We start from the raw sequence: 19,267 nt of genomic DNA on the forward strand, positions 1-19,267 counted from the left end.
GAGCCGCCTGCCTCAGCGAGGAAGGCGTATTCTACGCATTTCCTGTTGTTTGTCAACCGCTGTTTTTAGCGGGCGAAGCAAGCGATTAAAACTTCGCTAACCTCCTGACAAACCGAAGGTTTTCACCTTCACTCACCGCTGGTAACGCTGGGCGTCCCCGGCAGCGGATGCGTACTTTACGGATTCGCCGGACGTTTGGCAAGGGGCTTTGTGAAATATGTCTGAAAAACTTCAGTTCCCCCTTTAATCAGGCCGTGAAAGCACTTCGGCGAACCACGTATTGGCGGTTACACTACACGCAGCCACTTCATCTACCCACTTCGCCTTCTACTTCTAATATGAGGTCCATGATGAGCCCCCATCTGCTATCCGTTGACTCTTTAAACCGCGACAGCGTTAACCACCTTCTACGCGTTGCGGCCCAAATGGAGCCAATTGCCCAGCGCCGTCAGGTTACGCGCGTTCTTGAGGGCGCTGTCTTGGGCAACCTGTTTTTCGAAGCCAGTACGCGTACCCGGGTAAGTTTTCATACGGCGTTTTGTCGGTTGGGCGGCAGCGTATGTGATACCACAGGCTTTACTTTCTCATCCATGGCCAAAGGCGAGTCGCTTTACGATACCAGTCGGGTAATGAGTGGCTACTGCGATGCGATTGTCATGCGCCACCCGGACCAAGGCTCTGTTGCCGAGTTTGCGGCAGCGACCCATGTGCCGGTGATTAACGGCGGCGATGGCCCTGGCGAACACCCAAGCCAAGCGCTATTGGATATTTATACGATCGATAAGGAGTTTCAGCGGTTAGGCAAATCGTTTGGCGGAGCACATATTCTACTGACCGGCGACCTCAAGTATGGGCGTACGGTGCACTCTCTGATCAAGCTGCTTTCTTTATACGATCCGTTACGTATCACACTAGTATCGCCGCCCGGACTTGAAATGCCTACTGCACTGATTGACCTGGTCACATCACGCGGGCATCAGGTAGAAGTACGCGATCATTTAGCCACTGACTTCAGTGATCTGGATGTTGTGTACACCACGCGAATTCAGAAAGAGCGCTTTACCGAAGAAATGAACGAGAATTTCCAGGGCATCTCGGATGACTTTATAGTCAACAAGGTGTTTCTGGATCAACGCTGCAGTGAATCCACCATTGTTATGCACCCGCTGCCCCGCGATAGCCGCCCCGGCGCGAATGATTTGAACGTGGATCTTAACGGCGACCCGCGCTTGGCGATCTTTCGCCAGACAGATAACGGCATCGCCATGCGGATGGCCATCTTTGCCACGCTGCTGCACGTCGATTCTCTGATTGAGAAAGACCTTCGCTCGGTGCGCTGGTTTGTTCCCAGCCAGACCGGAACGCTGGATCGCTAAAGCCACTTATATACGCTAGAGAGCAGACCGCCCATCGGGAAGACCTTCCTGATGGGCAAACCAGCCTTCCAAAATCAACACCGCCGCAATGCCATCAACGCTCTCTTCGCGGTAGTTGCCTCGGTGCCCAGCTTCACGGGCAATCAGCTTGGCTTCGCGGGTAGAGCCACGTTCGTCTACCATCACGCAGGGTTTGCCGTAGCGCCCGTGTAAACGGTTGCCAAACTTGCGGGCACGCTTACTCATGTCCGATTCGCTGTCATCCATATTGAGCGGCAAGCCAACGACCAACAGGTCCGGCTGCCACTCTTTCAGCAGCTGCTCTACTTTATTCCAGTCGGGGATACCATCACGTGCAGTAAGTGGGGAAAGCTCGCGGGCGCTTTTTAAAAGCTCATTGCCCACGGCTACCCCAATGCGCCGCGTACCATAATCAAAGGCAAGAATTAAGCGTTGGCCAACCTCTGCCATTACGCGTGCCCTGCATCACGAGTCATCAGGTTTAGATCCACCCCTAACAATCCTGCAGCAGCCGTTAAGCGCTCAGTAGGTGGCGTGTTGAACAGCACTTCCGTCTGCCCCTCAACCGTCAGCCAGCTATTGTCCTTTAGTTCATCTTCAAGCTGACCGACTTCCCAGCCTGAACAGCCCAGGCAAATCAGAAAGTGCTCAGGGCCTTCACCATTGGCTAGCGCCTGCAGAATGTCCATAGAGGTTGTCAGTGCCACGCCTTCCTCTACCTGAACGCTGGAGTCCCACTCTTGGCTGTCACCAAGATGGAGGATAAAGCCGCGATCCTTGTGTGTAGGGCCACCGTAATAGACCGGAGCATTGCGGTGGGGGCTGTCTCCCCCCCCCAGCTCCAACTGATCAAACAGTGCATCCAGCGTAATATCCAACGGGCGGTTGGTGATAACCCCCATGCAGCCATTATGGTCATGATCACAGAGGTAGATCAGGCTGCCCACAAAGTCAGGATCATCCAGATGGGGCATCGCCATTAAAAAATGGTGTTTCAAACTTTGCATGCGTCTCCTACGATCTGCTGACATAGCCAGCAGACCTTCTATCATCAAGTGTGGATCAGGCGTATCAAGCAGCGCTCAAGCGGCGTTCGATGGCATCCAACAACAGGCCCGCGATATTCGTGCCGCGCTGGTCATCAATTTCACGCACACAGGTGGGGCTGGTAACGTTAATTTCAGTGATGTAGTCGCCAATCACGTCCAGCCCTACAAACATCAGGCCTTTTTCACGAATCATTGGCTGTACTTGCTCAATCAACCAGTAATCACGCTCAGTGAGATCACGTGCGACACCACGGCCACCGGCTGCCAGGTTACCGCGCGTTTCACCTGCCGATGGGATGCGCGCCAGCCCAAAGGGCACCGGCTCACCGTCCACCAGCAGGATACGCGTGTCGCCGTCTTTAATTTCAGGCAGGTAGCGCTGAACCATAATCTGGCGCTGACCACGCAGCGTTAGCTGCTCAATGACCGCGCCAATATTGCGGCCATCAGGGCCGATATGAAAAATACCGGTGCCCCCCATCCCGTCCAGCGGTTTGAAAATCACATCACCATGCTCGGCATGAAAGGCCCGCAGCACATCATCACGGCTGGCCACCATGGTGGGCGTACAGCACTGAGGAAACTGCTGGGCAAACAACTTCTCATTACACTGTAAAAGCGCTGAGGTTGGATTAACAATGAGCACGCCTTCACGCTCAGCAAAGCCCAAGAGGTGGACCGCATTGGTGAAGTCAGCATCCACCGGCGGGTCTTTTCTCATTAATACCACATCAAGCTCAGCCAGTGGCCGGGCAGCCGCTTCACCCAAGTCATACCAATGGTTAGGATCGCGATGCACGGTTAGTGGTCGCATTCGTGCGTAGGCTTGCCCCGCCTGTAAGAAAAGATCTTCCTGCTCCATATAATGCAGAGTATAGCCGCGTTCCTGGGCCGCCCACAGCATGGCTATGGTGGTATCTTTCTTGTAAGCGATGTCGCTGATGGGGTCCATCACGACGCCGAGATGCAGATTTGATTGACTCATCGGGGCACAATCCATACTTAAACAATAGGTAGGCAGTATGCCGTACTGCCCGTCAGGCTCCAACCATTGGCGCCGTTACGGGGCAAGCGCGCCCGGCACCAGCCGTATCGCATCAGGTGCCAGCGTAATCAGTTGCTGCTTATAAAGCCGCCCAATGGCTTGTTTAAACGCACTTTTACTTACCCCTAAGCGCGCCTTAATCGCATGGGCGTCACTTTTATCGCCCAGCGGTAGATAGCCGCCGCTTTCACGCAGTGCTTTCAGTATTTTATCGCCGACGACGTCTAATCGCGCCGAGCCTGGCGGCAGCAGAGAAATATCCAGCCGGCCATCCTCACGGCGCTGCTTGACGTAGCCTTTTAGCGTCTGCCCGCGGCGCAGCGGCTGAGAAATATCATCCTGATAGATTAGTCCCCAATAGCGGTGATCAACCGCTACTTTCATACCGAGGTCGGTGCGGTCAGCGACCACGACGCTCACCTCATTACCCTTTTCAAGCGCCCAGGCATCATCGGTTAAAAAGCGATCAAGGCGCATGGAGGCCACAGGACGCCCCTGATCATCTTCATACAGCATGACCAGCACCCGCTTGCCAGGGTCAGGCCGGAAGATTTGCTCGCTGTACGGCAAGAGAACGTCTTTGGGCTGCCCCCAACGCAAAAACGCGCCCGTGTTATTAACGGTCACAACAGTTAAATACGCCACTTCACCTAACCGGGCAGAGGCGTCGCTTGTAGCGCGAGGAGGAGTCGTTGATTCACGGACCATGGGTGCCGTCCTTAAAAAGTGAGTCTATAGTATGGCGCCTGAGGATCACCGAGCAAAGCAGCTGGCCCGCTACGTAGTGATGGCCGCTGCTTAACGCATGGCGGGCTAATGGCTACTCATTCACACTTGTGAAGCCTATAGCGAATGCTAACGCTAAAAAGCAGGCCATTGAGGAAGGGGATCAATGAAGATATTAGTAAGCGCTTACAAATCACCAAAGTAGTGCTGTAGAAGGGTCAAGGCAACCACCGGGGCTGTTTCCGTACGCAGAACGCGTGGCCCTAGCGTTAATGGCGTAAAGTCAGCTGCCTGAGCGGCTGCAATATCCGTCTCCGTTAAGCCACCTTCAGGGCCAATTAAAAGTGCGGCGGCCTCAGGGCGTTCCGGCTGATCAAATGCATTGCCTGTTGCCAAGTGCAGCATCAGGCGAAGCGGCTCCTGGCGGGCACTTAGCCACTCAACAAGGCTTAGCGGCGAGTGCACGGTCGGCACTACCGCCCGGCCACTTTGTTCGCAGGCGCTTGCCGCAACAGCCTGCCAATGGGCCAGCTTTTTGGCTTCACGGTCACCTTTTAAACGTACATCACCACGCTCTGTATACAGTGGCGTGATAGCAGCGACGCCTAATTCAACCGCCTTCTGGATCGCATAATCCATCCGGTCGCCTTTGGAGATCGCCTGGCCAAGGTGAACGGCAAAGGGCGATTCCCCCTCACCGGCCCAAACGGCGTCGATAACCGCCGTCGTATGCTTACGCCCTACGTCGGCCAAGCGGACGCCCGCTTCATTGCCCTGGCCATCGAACAGCACCAAAGGCGCGCCTTCACCCATGCGTAGCACGCGGGTGACATGGCGCGCCGGGCCTTCCGGCAGCACTATCTCCTGACCTACTGCAAAAACAGCCGGTACGTGGAGGCGAGGCATTTTGCCATGCAAGGCATACCAGTCAGCAGCGTGCATACTTAGTGTGTACTTACTTCGGCTTGGCTTTCCTGTTGCGCTTCGCGCTGCTTGCGCTGGGCGTACATGGCTTCGAAGTTCACCGGTGCCAACATCAGCGGCGGGAAGCCACCACGGTTGACCAGGTTATCGACACACTCACGCGCGTAAGGGAACAGCAGGTTGGGGCAGAACGCACCCAGTGTCTGCTCCAGCTGAGCGCCTTCGATGCCCGAAATACGGAATAAACCCGCTTGTTCAACCTCTGCAAGAAACGAGGTGGTGCCGGTTTCGGAATCGTTTACCTGAGCGGTGACTTTTACAACCACTTCATACTGATCATCAGCGATTTTAGTGCTGGTGGTATTAAGATCCAGATTCACCTTCGGCTTAAACGCCTGCTTGAAAACAGACGGTGAGTTAGGCGCTTCAAAGGAGATATCTTTTACATAAATACGCTGCAAAGAGAACTTCAGCTGGGGCTTATCGCCTGACGCTGCTGCATCAGCCTGCGGGGTGTTGTTATCTTCCGCCATGGGGAAACTCCTCATTGTTCATTGAATGAATAGTATAAAGGTGACAGCGCTTACTTCTTAACGACGGGGAGGCTATCGGCCTGCCACTGCGCCATGCCACCTTTCAATTTAGTCACACGCTCGAAACCTGCCTTGGCAAGCTTGGTTTGAACCGCGCCTGCACTTTGCCCATGCTTGCATACGACAATGATCGGCTGGTTTTTCACTTTATCCAGCTCGTTCATACGGTTATCAAGCTTGTTATGGGGAATGTTACGTGCGCCAGCAATATGCCCGGCTTTGAAGTCTTTGCTTTCACGAATGTCCAGCACAACCGCATCTTCTCGGTTGATGAGCTGGGTGGCCTGAGTTGAGGTCACCGCATTGGTTGAAGCACTACGCGTTTCATAAATAAGCCACGCTACTAGCACCAGCAAAAACGCCCCAACGAGCAGGGGGTGGTTCTGTACGAATTCGAACAGCTGATCGATCATCGCGAACACAATCTCTTGGTCTATGCAGAAAAAAGCGGCAACGCCGCCGTCAAAACGCGATAAGTATACACGTCACAGGGCACCCCGCGCAGGCCTTGCTCATGACGCCCGGCGGTCGCCTACGTTATGATGCCCCAAGCGTGCATCAGTCGCGACCCTGATCACAAGGTGTTGTTTGAAAATAACGTGAGTTGACTCACCTTTTTAAACCTCTTTACTTTCAAACAGCGCTTTCATTGCTGACTGTTTTACGCCGCTTGGATTACTCAACCGAACGAGGTTCTTATGGCTACGTCTACTCCGCGTCCCGTCGCGCTAATCATTCTTGACGGTTATGGACACAATCCCGATAGCGCCAATAACGCGGTAGCATCGGCCAACACGCCTGTGATGGATGCGCTTTGGGCGAATCGACCACACGCGTTTGTGCATACTGACGGCCACCACGTAGGCCTGCCCGATGGGCAAATGGGCAACTCAGAAGTGGGCCATATGAATCTGGGTGCCGGACGCATCGTTTATCAGGACTTCACACGGATCACCAAAGCCATTAAAGAGGGCGATCTGGATGTTAACGAAAACCTGACACAGCCGATTGATGATGCCGTGGCCAATGGCCGCGCCGTTCATCTGCTGGGCTTGCTCTCGCCTGGTGGCGTACATAGCCATGAAGATCATTTCATCGCGATGGCCGAACTAGCGGCTCGCCGCGGCGCGCAACGTATCTTTATTCATGCGTTCCTGGATGGCCGAGACATGCCGCCTCAAAGCGCGCTGGCTTCTATCGAACGTGCTAATGCCCGCCTGGCTGAGCTGGTAGGCGCTGAAAATGGTTTTGTTGCCTCCATTATTGGCCGCTTTTACGCCATGGACCGTGATAACCGCTGGGAGCGGGTAGAAAAAGCCTACCATCTGCTGACCGAGGGCCAGGCTGACATCTATGCCACCAGCGCCGAAACCGCGCTGCGCGACGCCTATGAGCGCGGCGAAACCGACGAATTTGTACTGCCAAGCTGCGTATTGCTCAACGACAAGTGCGTTACCTTGCAAGACGGTGACGCCGCCCTGTTTCTTAACTTCCGCTCTGACCGCGCGCGCGAACTTACCCGCGCATTTGTAGAGCCTGACTTCAGCGGCTTTTCGCGCAGGGCCTGCCCATCGCTGGCGGGCAAGGGCTTGGTCATGTTGACCCAGTACGCAGCGGACATTCCTGCACCGGCCGCGTTTCCGCCATTTGATCTCAATGACACCCTGGGCGAGGTCGTCGCCAAGCGCGGTTTGACGCAGCTGCGTATTGCCGAAACAGAGAAGTACCCCCACGTTACCTTTTTCTTCTCGGGTGGCAACGAAGCCGAGTATGAGGGCGAAGAGCGCATTCTGGTGCCCTCCCCTCGGGACGTGAAGACCTACGACGAAAAACCCGAGATGAGCGCTTACGAGATCACCGACAACCTCGTTGAGGCTATCGACAGCGGCCGCTTTGACTTCATCGTATGTAACTATGCCAACGGCGATATGGTGGGCCATACCGGCGACTTTAACGCGGCGGTAAAAGCCATTGAAACGGTCGATATCTGCGTTGGCCGCGTTATTGAAGCGATTGAGCGCGCTGACGGTGCTTGCCTGGTAACCGCCGACCACGGTAATGCCGAGCAGATGGTGCATCCGGTCACAGGCGCCCCCCAAACGGCCCACACCACCTTTGTGGTACCGCTGGTTTACGTGGGTGAGCGAGCCGGCACATTAAGCGATGGCCGCCTGTGCGACCTGGCACCCACACTCTTGGCCATGATGAATCAACCCGTTCCCGAGGCCATGACCGGGAACCCGCTGATTGATTTCACTTGATCATACCGTTGCGGCGTCCTGTGCGAACCGCGTTAGTACTTGGTGCGCTACTGGTCATTGTGTACTCACCGGCGGGTTTGGCCCAGTCGGATGAGCAGGCAACACGCCAGCAGTTAGATGCGCTTGGCCAGGAAATTGAGTCGCTTACGCAGCGGCTGAGTACAACAGGAGAAGCACGGGACAGCGCCGAACATGAACTACGCGAGGTTGAAACGGAGCTGGCCGACACTCACCAGCGCCTGGATGCCTTACAGGCCGAGCGGCGCCAGTTGGATGATGAAATGAACCAGCTGCGCCAGCATCGCGACCGCCTGGAGGACGAGCAAGCCAGCCAGTACGCCGCCCTCAGCCAGCAACTCGCGGCGCTTTACCGGCTAGGGCCGACGCCACAGCTCAAGCTACTGCTGAACCAGGGCGACCCGGCAGAGCTTGATCGTATGCAGGCTTACCTGAACCGCTTTACTCAAGCACGCAACGAACGTCTTGCCGAGATTGCCCGGCTGGATACCGCGCTTGCCGATACGGAGCAGGCCCTTAACGAGCGCCAAACACGCCTGGCAAGTGTCGCCACCGAACTGGATGCGCAGCGGGTGCGGCTTGCTGAGCGCACCACCAACCGGCGCAACGTCGTGGCCACGCTGGATGATCGCTATGGTAGCGAAGCTGATCGCCTAGCGGATCTTAACGATAACCGGGAGCAGGCCGAGCGTAAGCTGCGTGAAATTCAGGAGGAACTAGCACGCCTGGATGCCCCCACGCCCAGCACTCAGATTACCCGTACTCAAGGGGATTTGCCGTGGCCCGTGCAAGGTGCCATCACCACAACATTTAATCGTCGTGATGGCGTTCACTATAACGGTATCGTCATCCAGGCAAGCGCTGGTACGCAGGTAAACGCTGTGCACACCGGCCGGGTGGTGTTTGCCGACTGGATGCGTGGCTTCGGCAACCTGCTGATTATTGACCATGGCGACCAGATCATGACGCTCTACGCTCACTTGCAGCAGTTTAGCGTACGCCCTGGCCAGCAGGTCAGCCGTGGCGACGAAATTGGCCGCGTAGGCGACAGTGGTGGACAATCGAATAATGCGCTCTACTTTGAAGTACGTCAGAGTGGCAAACCAATTAACCCACAGCGTTGGATTGCGCGCCGCTGACGGGATAAGCTGAACCGTATCAGGTTCTGTCTGAAACGTTGCCGAACGCAGACACTTTTCAGACAGAACTGTAATGTCAACTTGGGGCAGTTTTAAACGCTGCCTAACGCCTTGCGGAGTCTGCATGACGCTATTTGTTAACGAAGTACCGGCCTCTGCCAAGCGCCTTCTGGTGACTCTGCTTCCTGTTGCGCTATTGTCGGCACCGCTACCGCTGTTTGCTCAGCCCGCCAGCCAGGCAACCGGCGATGAATTACCTCTTGAAGAGATCCAGACCTTTGCCGAGGTGTTTGAGCGCATCAAGCGTGGCTACGTTGAAGAGGTCGATGACCGCACGCTGCTGCGTAACGCCATGCGCGGTATGCTCAGCGAACTCGACCCTCACTCCGCCTACCTTGATGCGGAAGAGTATCAAAGCCTGAGAGAAACCACTCAAGGAGAGTTTGGCGGCATTGGTATAGAAGTCGGCATGGAAAACGGCCAACTACTGGTGATCACCCCGATTGATGATACGCCCGCCTCACGGGCTGGCCTGCTTCCTCGGGATGTCATCGTTGCCATTGATGGCACGCCGACTGAAAGCATGTCACTTCAAGAAGCCGTTACGCTAATGCGCGGCGAACCAGGCAGCCAGTTGCGTATGATGATTCTACGCACGGGTGAGGACGCCCCGCGTGAGTTCAACCTTACCCGTGAGGCCATCCGCAGCGAAAGCGTTAAACATGAGCTTCTTGAGCCCGGCTATGGCTACCTGCGAATTAGTCAGTTTCAGTCGCGTACGCCAGAACAGGCACGCCAGGCAATAGAGCGCATGACGCGCGAACAGCCGCTGGAAGGGCTGATTCTTGACCTGCGCAATAATCCCGGCGGTGTACTCCAAGCGGCGGCCGGTGTGGCAGACCTGTTTCTGGATAACGGCCTGATTGTGTATACCGAAGGCCGGCTTTCCGATACCGCCATGTCATTTTCAGCCTCACCCGCCACGCCCGCCAGTGATATTCCACTGGTCGTATTGATTAACAGCGGCAGCGCTTCGGCCGCAGAAATTGTGGCGGGTGCGCTTCAAGACCAACGCCGCGGCGTCATTATGGGCACAGACAGTTTCGGGAAGGGTTCCGTTCAGCAGGTCATGCCGCTGGGTAATGGTGAAGGTTTGAAACTCACCACCGCGCTTTACTACACGCCAAACGGACGCTCCATTCAGGCGCAGGGCATCGCGCCCGATGTAGAAGTAGTGCGGGGCCGTCTGGAAGTCGCCGAAAGCCGCCCGGAGCTTCGCGAGGCGGACCTGGGCGGCCACCTGGATGCACAGCAGCCCGCCACTCAGACACGTTCGTCCGCGACCGAGCGGCTACGTGATGACTACCAAATGAGCGAAGCGCTCAATCTTCTCAAAGCGCTTAATGTGGTCGACCGCCGCCGTTAGCGGCAGCTATGCGGCAAGCGCCCCCGCTCTCCGGTGGCCTGCCGCATAACGCTGCGTTTAACAGGGCTTAGCTGGTTCATACCGCTCATGCCGAGATTGCGGGCCAGTGTAAAGAGCGGCATTTGGGTACCAAACAGCTCCCTGAACCCTTTCATCAGCCCTAACATGGCACTGTTATCCAAGCGCCGCCTGCGCTCATAGCGTTTCAATGTGGTTAACTCACCCCACGGGGCGCCGCGCTTCCAGGCGCTAACCACTTCTTCAGCCAATACCGCGGCATCCATCAAACCGAGGTTAACGCCCTGCCCTGCCAATGGATGAATGCTGTGCGCCGCGTCGCCGATCAGCGCGAAGTGCGGCAATACATACTGCCTTGCATGACGCTGTACCAGCGGGAAACGATACGCACGATCACACACCTCCACCTCGCCCAGGCGATAACCGAATGCCTCGCCCAGCGCTTTCCCTAACTCGTCAGGCGTAAAATGGCTGAGCGCCAACGCGTGCTCGGGCGTGGTCGACCAAACAATCGAGCAGTAGCGTGCATCGTCCTCTAGCGTGATCGGCAAGAAGGCCAGCGGGCCGCTCTGGGTAAACGCTTGCCGCGCGGTGCTGCCGTGTACATGAGCACACTTGACGGTAGTGACCACAGCCTCTTGGCCCATATCGTCGCTGGTGATCTCTATGTCGGCCAGCTCCCGCAGGGTTGAACGCGCACCATCTGCCGCTACCAGCAGCGGTGCATGCAGCTTGCGCGCATCGTCCAGCACTAACCAACGGCCTGTCGCTGAGGTTTGTAGCGCCTGAACCCGGCAACCAAAAAAACACTCTACTCTGGGATGATCCAGTACCGCATCGTTGAGCGCCGCCTGAGTAATCGCATTCTCTACTATATGCCCCAGTACGGGCACCCCGGCTTCATCGGCCGAAAATTTGATTTCACCACTGCCTTCCGCATCCCATACCTGCATATAGCGATACGGCGTTACGCGACATTCGGCCATGGCGGGCCAAACGTCCAGATGGGTTAACAGGCGCTGAGATACTGGCGTTAATGCACTGACCCGGGGCGTGGGAAGCGTCTTGTTAACGGCTTTCCAGCACTGGGGTTCATGTCGCGCTTCCACCAGTGCCACACGCATACCGGCTTGTGCCAGCAAGGCTGTTAGCGCTGTTCCCACCATGCCTGCGCCCACGACAATAACGTCAAAATTTTCTGTCGGTGCAGTGTCTGTCGCGTGCGTATCCATAACGCTCCTATCCGAGCCCAGCTCTTAGAGCTTTGTTCCTGTTGAGCCAAATAGCTGGCTAAGCGTTTGGCATCTTTAATCTTAAACAGCGAGGCATGCCTAACGCTCCAGCCCCATCGCGCGGCGCGCCAGGCTGCGTCGCAACGGCCCTACAAGGTTAAGGCCGATAAGCCCGGCTGCCCGAGCGTGAGGCAGAAGCGGTAACGAGTGTCCGAACAGGCGCACCAACCCGTCGCTAAAGCGAATGACATTGCGGCGATCACGCGCACGCTTCTGCTCAAAGGCCTGCAGCGTCGTCATATCACCCAGTGGCAGCCCGGTCTGTTCGCCCTGCTCAAGCGCTTCAACGAGGTCCATAATACCGCGTAACGCCAGGTTAAAGCCTTGACCGGCAACAGGGTGCAGCGCATGAGCTGCATTTCCCAGGACCGCCAGCCCCGGACGAACCGGCTCTTCTGCTGTTACCAACGAAAGCGGGTAGCTGTAGCGTTTTCCTACGCGAGTGAAACGTCCCACCCGGTCACCAAAGGCGCTCTGTAACTGGGCAAGAAACTCACGGTCCGGGAGCGCCATTCGCGCATGTTCCTGACCGCTGGGGTGTGTCCATATCAGCTCCATTGCCTGGCCTGGCAAAGGCAACAAGGCAACCGGCCCCTCCTGAGTGAAGCGCTCATAGGCAATACCCTCGTGTGGTTGGCTGATGCCCACATGGGTAATGAGCGCTGTCTGCTCGTAGGAATTATGGCGACTGTTGATACCCAACTGCTCTTTAAGCCCCGAACGCCCTCCATCGGCCAGCACGGTTAAGGCGGCGCGCAGCTCGCTGCCGTCAGAAAGGCGCAGATAGTGCCCGCCACCTTCTGGGACAAGCTTTTCTACCTTGGCCGGGCAGTACCAATCGACCGGCAGCGTTTTAAGATGGTGGTGAAGGACACGGCCCATCCAGGCATTGGGGATAACATGGCCTAGCGCATCGACGCCTAATTCCTGAGCACTGAGCCGCGTCGCTCCCAAGCGGCCACGCTCACTGATATGAATATACCGAATAGGCGTTGCTTCGCCCTGCATCGCATCCCAAATGCCCAACTGTTGAAAACGCTGCGCTGAGCCTTCAGCAATGGCGCTTGCACGCGCATCAAAGCTCGGCTGCCAACTCTCTTCAAGCGGCGCTTCATTCATCGGCGTCGCTTCGATAATGGCGACTTTCCAACCATAACGCTTGATAAGCGGGGCCAGTGCACAGCCCAGGCTGGCGCCCACTAATCCGCCCCCCACAATCACGATATCGTGTGTGGTCGTCTTTACTGGCGTATCCGTCAACGACGGCATTAGCATCTCCTGTCACCTGGCGCACCGCCATATCGTAATGGCGTAACGTAAATTACATAATAGACATTCAGGCAATCAATGTGCGCTTATTATTTAACCATTAGCGCTTCAATGTCAGCCATGCCTTTAGGTACTCCCGCCGTCAGGTTTTCATACCCTTCGTCGGTCACTACGACGTTATCCTCAATCCTGATACCGATTCCACGATACGCAGGCGGAACATCCTCTGCGTCGGGAATGTAGAGTCCTGGCTCAATGGTTAACACCATGCCCGCGACTAAAGGTCGTGGCGTCTTTTCATCCAGCCGGTAGCTACCAACATCGTGGACATCCAGCCCCAGCCAGTGGGACGTAGAGTGCAGGTAAAAACGCCGGTAGCTTTCATCATCAATTCGGGCTTGAACATCGCCTTCAAGTAACCCCAACGCAATCAACCCAGCCGTTAAATCCTCAACGACGTTCTGGTGAACATCAACGAGCGTCGCCCCGGGTTTTATCGCGGCGACTGCGCGCTCCTGGGCGCTCAGTACGACTTGATAAAGGGCCCGCTGAGCCTCGCTAAACCGGCCATTTACCGGAAAGGTACGGGTAATATCGCCAGCGTAGAGTTCAAACTCGGCCCCGGCATCAATTAACACCAGGCTATCGTTGGTTAGCGCTGCACGATTCTCGATATAGTGTAATACGCATGCGTTCGCACCGCCGCCCACTATCGTACTGTAAGCAGGCCCGCTGCCGCCCTGCCAAACAAACTCATGTTCAAGCTCGGCCTGCAGCTGATACTCGTAAAGCCCGGGGCGCGATGCCTGCATGGCACGCACATGGGCCTGCGCTGAAATCGCCGCGGCATGGCGCAGCAGGGCAATCTCGGCCTCACTTTTTATTAGCCGCATCGCATGAATCAGCGCGCTGACATCCAGCCAGCCTTTGAGCGGGGCCCGCCCACGGCGCAGCCCCACTTGGGCGAAGGAGAAAGCCTCTTCGGCAATACCCAGCGCGTCGGGATTATCCAGGGGCACGTAAAGCAGTTCGCGGCCCTCCAGTAGCGCTGGCAGCTGTGCCTCGCGGTCAGCATTTTCAAACGCCTGGTCGATGCCATGCTCCGCTTCAACGCCCCGGGCGCCCAAACGGCGGCCTGTCCAGGCCTCCACCGTTGGGTCGCGGTCCTGGCAAAACACAATGCTCTGTCCGGCGTCATGACCGGGAAGCAGCACCAGCAGCGCATCAGGCTCAGTGATTCCGGTCAGATAGTAAAAATCACTGTTTTGACGAAACGTGTACTCACTGTCGTGTGAACGGGTAACCAGCGAAGCACCAGGCAGCACGACAGCGGCGTTTGCGGGCAACTGCGCGATCAAGGCGTCACGGCGAGCGCGATACTCTTCGTTGCCAATCGCAGGCGGCCGGGGAAGTAACTCAGGCAACATACAACCTCCGAAGAATTAGTGAACGGGCGCGTCGGCTTGCTCAACCTGGGGCTTGCCCGGGTGCTGCTCGGTATACAGCAGCATGGCTGCCATCCGCACGTGCTCCGTCAGAGCAAACAGGTCATTCTCATTTTCAGGGCTGTCGTCAATATCTGTTTCGATGTGGCCAATGCCTGCCAAATCGTCAATCGCCTCACTCAGCGTTTGTGACCAGCGCTCACGAAGCTCGCCATCCACCACTTCCTCGACGACTTCCATAAAGCCCAGCGTCCACTCTTTTAGCCCCTGGGCTTGCTCGCCCAGCGAGAACAGCTCATCGGGGAGTAGCGGCGCATAGTTCAAGTCGCTGGCGCTGAGCGCCTCCAGCGTTTGGCGCCGCCAACCCAGCAGGCGTTCTGCACTGGGCTGGTCACGCGGTTGCTCAACGCCCAGGCTTATGCAGACCTCTTCAAGCCATGCCTCGGCACTTACATCGCGCAGCGCTAAAAGGGCGCTTAAACGTCCGTCTAAAAAGGCCGGTGACTGCATACTTCCATGCAGCAAAAAAACATCGGCTACGTCAGAAAAGTCCTGGCGCTCATCAATCAATGACATAGTAATAACTCGCTGTGTAATAATGATTCATACGTTAATGCGCCCTGGACACTTGCGCGTTGACCCCGTACAAGCGCCTCTCTTATAGTGAGCGACGACTGTTTTCCTATGCCATGATGTTAACGCATTGGGCCCCTCGCTGGCCCGCGCTGGAGCTTTAAATGAGTAACGCCAAGCGGCCAACGAAAGAAATTACCCTTCTCGGGCGCAGCTATGTCATTGCCTGCGATACCGGGGAAGAAGCCAAGCTTGATCGTGCCGCTCGCTATCTGGACCGCGCCATGAACGGTATCCAAGCGCAAAGCGGCACCCTGGGCAGTGAGCGTGTCACGTTGATCGCGGCGCTTAATATCACTCATGAACTGCTTGAAGCGCTGGATGAGCACCGGGAAAGCGAAGCCAACTTGAACAAGCTAAATGACCGTCTTGAGCGGGCGTTGGAAAAAACCCGCCAGCCTTAGCCAACCTTTCACTCAATACTTTGGCATGGCCGCGGGCTCTGTTAGAATAGCGGGGTTCTCTGGGGTGTACGCCAGTCGTTATAGTCCCTCGAGCCTATGCGCAGTACCCAGGGGGCCAATTGCTAGCCAGACCCGTGTGCATGTCCGTGCGTCGGAAAGCCTGACGGTTTGGCTGCGGCCACCCACTCTGAACCAGTAGGTTCAGGGCCAGAATGACAGCGGCACTCTGGGGAACTCTTATTTATGGAAAGCCTGCATCATCCTGAGGCCAAGCGCACCCTGCGCCTTGCGTTACGCCGACAACGCCTCGCCCTTTCAAAACATGAGCAGCGCCAAGCCGCTCTACGCCTTTGCCAACAGCTCAAACGGTTGCCTGAAATTCAGCGCGCCAAGCGCATCAGCCTCTATTTACCGGTTAACGGTGAAATCGACCCTACGCTTTTACTACCCTGGCTCCGCCAGCGTAATGTCGACGTTTATCTCCCGGTTCTGCGCCCGCTAAGCGATAACTCACTGTGGTTCGTTAACTACCACGCGACGACGCCCATGGTAAAAAACCGCTTTGGGATTCTTGAACCGGATACCCGGTTTGGCGCTCACCGCCACAATCGGTTGCCCGCTTGGGCGCTGGATACGCTCATTGTGCCGCTGGTAGGGTTTGATGCCGAGGCGAACCGCATGGGAATGGGGGGCGGCTTCTACGACCGCAGTCTTGCGTTTATGCGCAGGCAAGGCCCGGCGCCTGCCTTAATTGGCGTTGCCCACGCCTGTCAGCGTGTCGAATCGCTGCCAGTTGAACCCTGGGATGTGCCGCTAACCGCCGTGGTTAGCGACGAGAGTATCGTGCGTGCTGGCAAAAAAAAGAGCTGACTCTCGTAAAGTCAGCTCACACTACCTTTTGGCAAATGGCTGCGATGCCTTAAGCGTTACGTTTAACTTCCCGATAACGCCTGTGCATAGCCAGTGGCGAGTACGCCTAACAAGAACACTACTGTTAATGCCATTACCATATCAGGCTTTTTCCGCCGCATGCCGATTCTCCAACGCCTTTCGCCAATGCATTAATGCATCACCCACCTGCGTTTTAGAAAGGGCGACGCACCACATAAATATCGTTGACGACTATAGGGCCATAAGGGCATCAATGACAACGACAAAACAGGCTGTTTTTTTGCTTATTTAGACATTTTGATAACTCATGAGCCCTTATTGGCCCTGAATTTTGCAGTTAGCGAGCACTTACCCACCTAGCAAAACACCCTAGGCCATGAACAGCTGGTAAGCCGGGTTGTCGCTTTCACGCCAGTAACGATAGCCAATCGCATCCAGATAATCTGCCACATGAGTTTGGTCACTGCCGGGAACCTGCATACCCACCAGGACGCGACCATAAGCCGCACCGTGATTACGATAATGGAACAGTGAAATATTCCAATCATGGGGCAGTTGAGTCAGGAAATTCATCAGTGCCCCCGGGCGTTCAGGGAACTCGAAGCGGTACACTTCTTCTTCAAAGCGCTCGCTGGGCCGGCCACCGCTTAGATGGCGAATATGCAGCTTGGCCAGTTCGTTATCGGTTAAATCTTCCACCTGATAACCACCATCGCGCAGCTTGGCGATCACGGCCTGACGATCTTCACCGCCCGGCTTTACTTGAATCCCTACAAAAATATGCGCGTCGCTTTCGTCCGCATAGCGGTAGCTGAATTCGGTCACCATGCGCTTACCCAGCGCCCGGCAAAACTTTTTAAAGCTGCCGGGTTTTTCATCAATGGTCACCGCTAAAATAGCTTCGCGCTGTTCGCCAAGCTCGGTACGCTCGGCAATATGCTGTAGTCGATCAAAGTTGGTATTAGCGCCGGAGTTAATACATAACAGCGTTTCTCCCTCAGCGCCGGTTTGCTGTACATATTTTTTCAAGCCGGCAAGCGACAGCGCTCCGGAAGTTTCAGCAACGGCACGGGTATCGTCAAAGATGTCCTTGACGGCGGCACACATCTCATCGGTATTCACCGTAATGACATCATCAACCAGGTCCTTCACCAGCGAGAACGGTGCCTCGCCAATTTGAGCAACCGCGACACCTTCGGCAAATACACCGACCTGGTCGAGCACGACGCGCTCGCCCGCCGCCAAAGCGGCTTTTAGACAGGCGCTGTCTTCCGCCTCTACACCAATAATCTTGATATCAGGACGCAAGTACTTCACGTACGCCGCCACGCCTGCAATCAATCCGCCGCCGCCGACAGGCACAAAAATAGCGTCCAGACGCCCGCTGTGCTGACGCAGAATCTCGACACCTATCGTGCCCTGGCCTGCAATCACATCAATGTCATCAAATGGCGGAATATAGGTGTAGCCGTGCTCTTTGATCAACTCGTGAGCATGCTCGGCAGCAGCGGCAAACGCATCGCCTTTCAGCACGACTTTTGCCCCTCGAGCACGTACCGCCTGGACCTTGATTTCCGGCGTAATACGCGGCATCACAATCACCGCTTTCACGCCCATCAGTTTTGCCGCCATGGCAAGACCTTGTGCATGATTACCCGCAGACGCCGCAATGACGCCTTTTTCCTTTTGCGCCTCGGTGAGCTGAGCCATTTTGTTATAGGCGCCACGAATCTTGAACGAGAACACCGGCTGTAGGTCCTCACGCTTAATCAGAATCTGGTTGTTAAAGCGACGCGACAAAAAGGGAGCGGGGGAGATCGGGGTCTCACAAGCGGCTTCGTAAACGTTGGCCTGGAGAATCTTTTTGACGGTAGCTTCAAGCATGCAGGTATCCAATGGAAAATCGTGAGTGAGAGTACGCGTTACGGCGAGGGGTTAAAACACTAACAAAGCCTGTATTGGTAGCAGATTACGCCTACTGACGTCTACTGTGTTTCCATCGGCAGCCAGCGCTTTGGTCGGTATACTAACGCAATAACCCTCCTCCTCTGACCTGGAAAAACACATGACTCAAGATGAACTCAAAGCCGCCGTCACAGATGCGGCAATTAAAGAGATTGAATCAGGATTGGAAAAGGACACCGTACTGGGCATTGGCACTGGCTCAACGGCTAATTTGTTCATTGATCGATTAGGGCCGTTTCGCGACCGTTTTAAAGGCGCGGTGGCAAGCTCAGAAGCCAGTGCCAAGCGTTTGGAAGGCCTGGGCATTGAAGTGTTTGAACTCAACAGCGTAGGCACCGTCCCCTTCTACATCGACGGCGCCGACGAAGTAAATGCTCACTTACACATGATTAAAGGAGGCGGTGCCGCACTTACTCGCGAGAAAATCGTGGCGGCCTGTGCCGAGCGTTTTATCTGCATCGCCGATGGTTCAAAGTACGTGGCAACGCTGGGCGATTTCCCTTTGCCAGTGGAAGTCATTCCCATGGCACGCTCTTACGTGGCCCGTGAGCTGGTGAAACTGGGTGTCGACCCGGTCTACCGTCAGGGCGTCGTCACGGATAACGGCAATCATATTATCGACTGTTTTGATTTTATGATTGAAGACCCGGTTGCCATGGAAGCGCGCATTAACGCCATTGTCGGCGTTGTGACCAATGGCTTGTTTGCCGCGCGCGGGGCCGATGTATTGCTGCTGGGTAAAGCAGGTGGTGTTGAGCGTATCGTGCGTTAA

At 55.9% G+C, this 19,267-nt stretch carries 19 protein-coding genes and 1 other RNA gene; 8 read left to right on the forward strand and 12 right to left on the reverse strand.

The genetic code is table 11. The annotated features are described in order from the left end of the window. Positions 1–350: 350 nt before the first annotated feature. Positions 351–1,376, forward strand: coding sequence for an aspartate carbamoyltransferase (pyrB, locus tag ACT3RU_RS00005; RefSeq protein ID WP_192526918.1), 1,026 nt, complete (start codon positions 351–353; stop codon positions 1,374–1,376). Between the two features lie 15 nt (positions 1,377–1,391). Here pyrB and ruvX read toward each other — a convergent pair whose 3' ends face one another. The 7 genes from ruvX to ACT3RU_RS00040 all read right to left on the reverse strand — a co-directional run bounded on the left by ruvX (position 1,392) and on the right by ACT3RU_RS00040 (position 6,147). Continuing rightward, a complete protein-coding gene (ruvX, locus tag ACT3RU_RS00010) occupies positions 1,392–1,847 on the reverse strand; it encodes a Holliday junction resolvase RuvX (RefSeq protein WP_087106910.1) in 456 nt (151 codons plus the stop codon). Next, on the reverse strand, positions 1,847–2,404 hold the full coding sequence (locus ACT3RU_RS00015) for a YqgE/AlgH family protein (RefSeq protein ID WP_192526732.1): 558 nt from the start codon (positions 2,402–2,404) through the stop codon (positions 1,847–1,849). The genes ruvX and ACT3RU_RS00015 overlap by 1 nt, the downstream gene beginning before the upstream one ends. Before the next feature lie 64 nt (positions 2,405–2,468). Next, positions 2,469–3,431, reverse strand: coding sequence for a glutathione synthase (gene gshB, locus ACT3RU_RS00020; protein WP_192526733.1), 963 nt, complete (start codon positions 3,429–3,431; stop codon positions 2,469–2,471). Positions 3,432–3,506: 75 nt separating this feature from the next. Next, complete coding sequence (locus ACT3RU_RS00025) at positions 3,507–4,199, reverse strand: CvfB family protein (RefSeq protein ID WP_192526734.1); 693 nt, start codon at positions 4,197–4,199, stop codon at positions 3,507–3,509. A gap of 204 nt (positions 4,200–4,403) precedes the next feature. Further along, positions 4,404–5,159 (reverse strand): 16S rRNA (uracil(1498)-N(3))-methyltransferase, encoded by a 756-nt coding sequence (locus ACT3RU_RS00030; RefSeq protein ID WP_192526735.1) that lies wholly within the window; start codon positions 5,157–5,159, stop codon positions 4,404–4,406. Between the two features lie 2 nt (positions 5,160–5,161). Then, complete coding sequence (gene secB, locus ACT3RU_RS00035; protein WP_192526736.1) at positions 5,162–5,674, reverse strand: protein-export chaperone SecB; 513 nt, start codon at positions 5,672–5,674, stop codon at positions 5,162–5,164. A gap of 50 nt (positions 5,675–5,724) precedes the next feature. After that, complete coding sequence (locus ACT3RU_RS00040; protein ID WP_172118918.1) at positions 5,725–6,147, reverse strand: rhodanese-like domain-containing protein; 423 nt, start codon at positions 6,145–6,147, stop codon at positions 5,725–5,727. A gap of 285 nt (positions 6,148–6,432) precedes the next feature. On the opposite strand from ACT3RU_RS00040, the gene gpmI reads away from it, so the two are divergent. The 3 genes from gpmI (at position 6,433) to ACT3RU_RS00055 (ending at position 10,578) form a co-directional block, all read left to right on the forward strand. After that, a complete protein-coding gene (gpmI, locus tag ACT3RU_RS00045; RefSeq protein ID WP_192526737.1) occupies positions 6,433–7,995 on the forward strand; it encodes a 2,3-bisphosphoglycerate-independent phosphoglycerate mutase in 1,563 nt (520 codons plus the stop codon). A 20-nt stretch (positions 7,996–8,015) separates the two neighbouring features. Beyond that, a complete protein-coding gene (locus ACT3RU_RS00050; protein ID WP_087107067.1) occupies positions 8,016–9,152 on the forward strand; it encodes a murein hydrolase activator EnvC family protein in 1,137 nt (378 codons plus the stop codon). 124 nt (positions 9,153–9,276) lie between these two features. Then, on the forward strand, positions 9,277–10,578 hold the full coding sequence (locus tag ACT3RU_RS00055) for a S41 family peptidase (RefSeq protein ID WP_087106924.1): 1,302 nt from the start codon (positions 9,277–9,279) through the stop codon (positions 10,576–10,578). Here the strand turns inward: ACT3RU_RS00055 and ACT3RU_RS00060 are convergent. The 4 genes from ACT3RU_RS00060 to ACT3RU_RS00075 form a co-directional block, all read right to left on the reverse strand. Next, positions 10,575–11,828 carry a UbiH/UbiF/VisC/COQ6 family ubiquinone biosynthesis hydroxylase gene (locus ACT3RU_RS00060; RefSeq protein WP_192526738.1) on the reverse strand — a complete coding sequence of 418 codons (1,254 nt, stop codon included), beginning with the start codon at positions 11,826–11,828 and terminating at the stop codon, positions 10,575–10,577. The two genes, ACT3RU_RS00055 and ACT3RU_RS00060, sit on opposite strands and share 4 nt — an antisense overlap. 99 nt (positions 11,829–11,927) lie before the next feature. After that, positions 11,928–13,157: a 2-octaprenyl-6-methoxyphenyl hydroxylase gene (gene ubiH / locus ACT3RU_RS00065; protein ID WP_192526739.1), complete on the reverse strand. Its 1,230-nt coding sequence runs from the start codon at positions 13,155–13,157 to the stop codon at positions 11,928–11,930. Positions 13,158–13,246: 89 nt separating this feature from the next. After that, positions 13,247–14,584 (reverse strand): Xaa-Pro aminopeptidase, encoded by a 1,338-nt coding sequence (pepP, locus tag ACT3RU_RS00070; protein WP_192526740.1) that lies wholly within the window; start codon positions 14,582–14,584, stop codon positions 13,247–13,249. Between the two features lie 15 nt (positions 14,585–14,599). Next, on the reverse strand, positions 14,600–15,178 hold the full coding sequence (locus ACT3RU_RS00075) for a UPF0149 family protein (RefSeq protein WP_087106933.1): 579 nt from the start codon (positions 15,176–15,178) through the stop codon (positions 14,600–14,602). Between the two features lie 161 nt (positions 15,179–15,339). Between ACT3RU_RS00075 and ACT3RU_RS00080 the strand changes: the two genes are divergently transcribed. The 3 genes from ACT3RU_RS00080 (at position 15,340) to ACT3RU_RS00090 (ending at position 16,509) form a co-directional block, all read left to right on the forward strand. Continuing rightward, positions 15,340–15,639, forward strand: a complete 300-nt coding sequence (locus tag ACT3RU_RS00080) for a cell division protein ZapA (RefSeq protein WP_192526741.1) — start codon at positions 15,340–15,342, stop codon at positions 15,637–15,639. A 53-nt stretch (positions 15,640–15,692) separates the two neighbouring features. Continuing rightward, a non-coding RNA gene (gene ssrS, locus ACT3RU_RS00085) (6S RNA) lies at positions 15,693–15,876 on the forward strand. A 6-nt stretch (positions 15,877–15,882) separates the two neighbouring features. Continuing rightward, positions 15,883–16,509, forward strand: a complete 627-nt coding sequence (locus tag ACT3RU_RS00090; RefSeq protein ID WP_192526742.1) for a 5-formyltetrahydrofolate cyclo-ligase — start codon at positions 15,883–15,885, stop codon at positions 16,507–16,509. 390 nt (positions 16,510–16,899) lie between these two features. On the opposite strand, the gene ilvA is transcribed toward ACT3RU_RS00090, so the two are convergent. Continuing rightward, on the reverse strand, positions 16,900–18,414 hold the full coding sequence (gene ilvA, locus ACT3RU_RS00095; RefSeq protein ID WP_172118926.1) for a threonine ammonia-lyase, biosynthetic: 1,515 nt from the start codon (positions 18,412–18,414) through the stop codon (positions 16,900–16,902). A 181-nt stretch (positions 18,415–18,595) separates the two neighbouring features. Between ilvA and rpiA the strand changes: the two genes are divergently transcribed. Next, entirely contained in the window at positions 18,596–19,267 is a 672-nt protein-coding gene (gene rpiA, locus ACT3RU_RS00100) for a ribose-5-phosphate isomerase RpiA (protein WP_192526743.1), read from the forward strand.

Source organism: Halomonas sp. TP35, assembly GCF_052375975.1.
GTDB lineage: Bacteria > Pseudomonadota > Gammaproteobacteria > Pseudomonadales > Halomonadaceae > Vreelandella > Vreelandella citrativorans.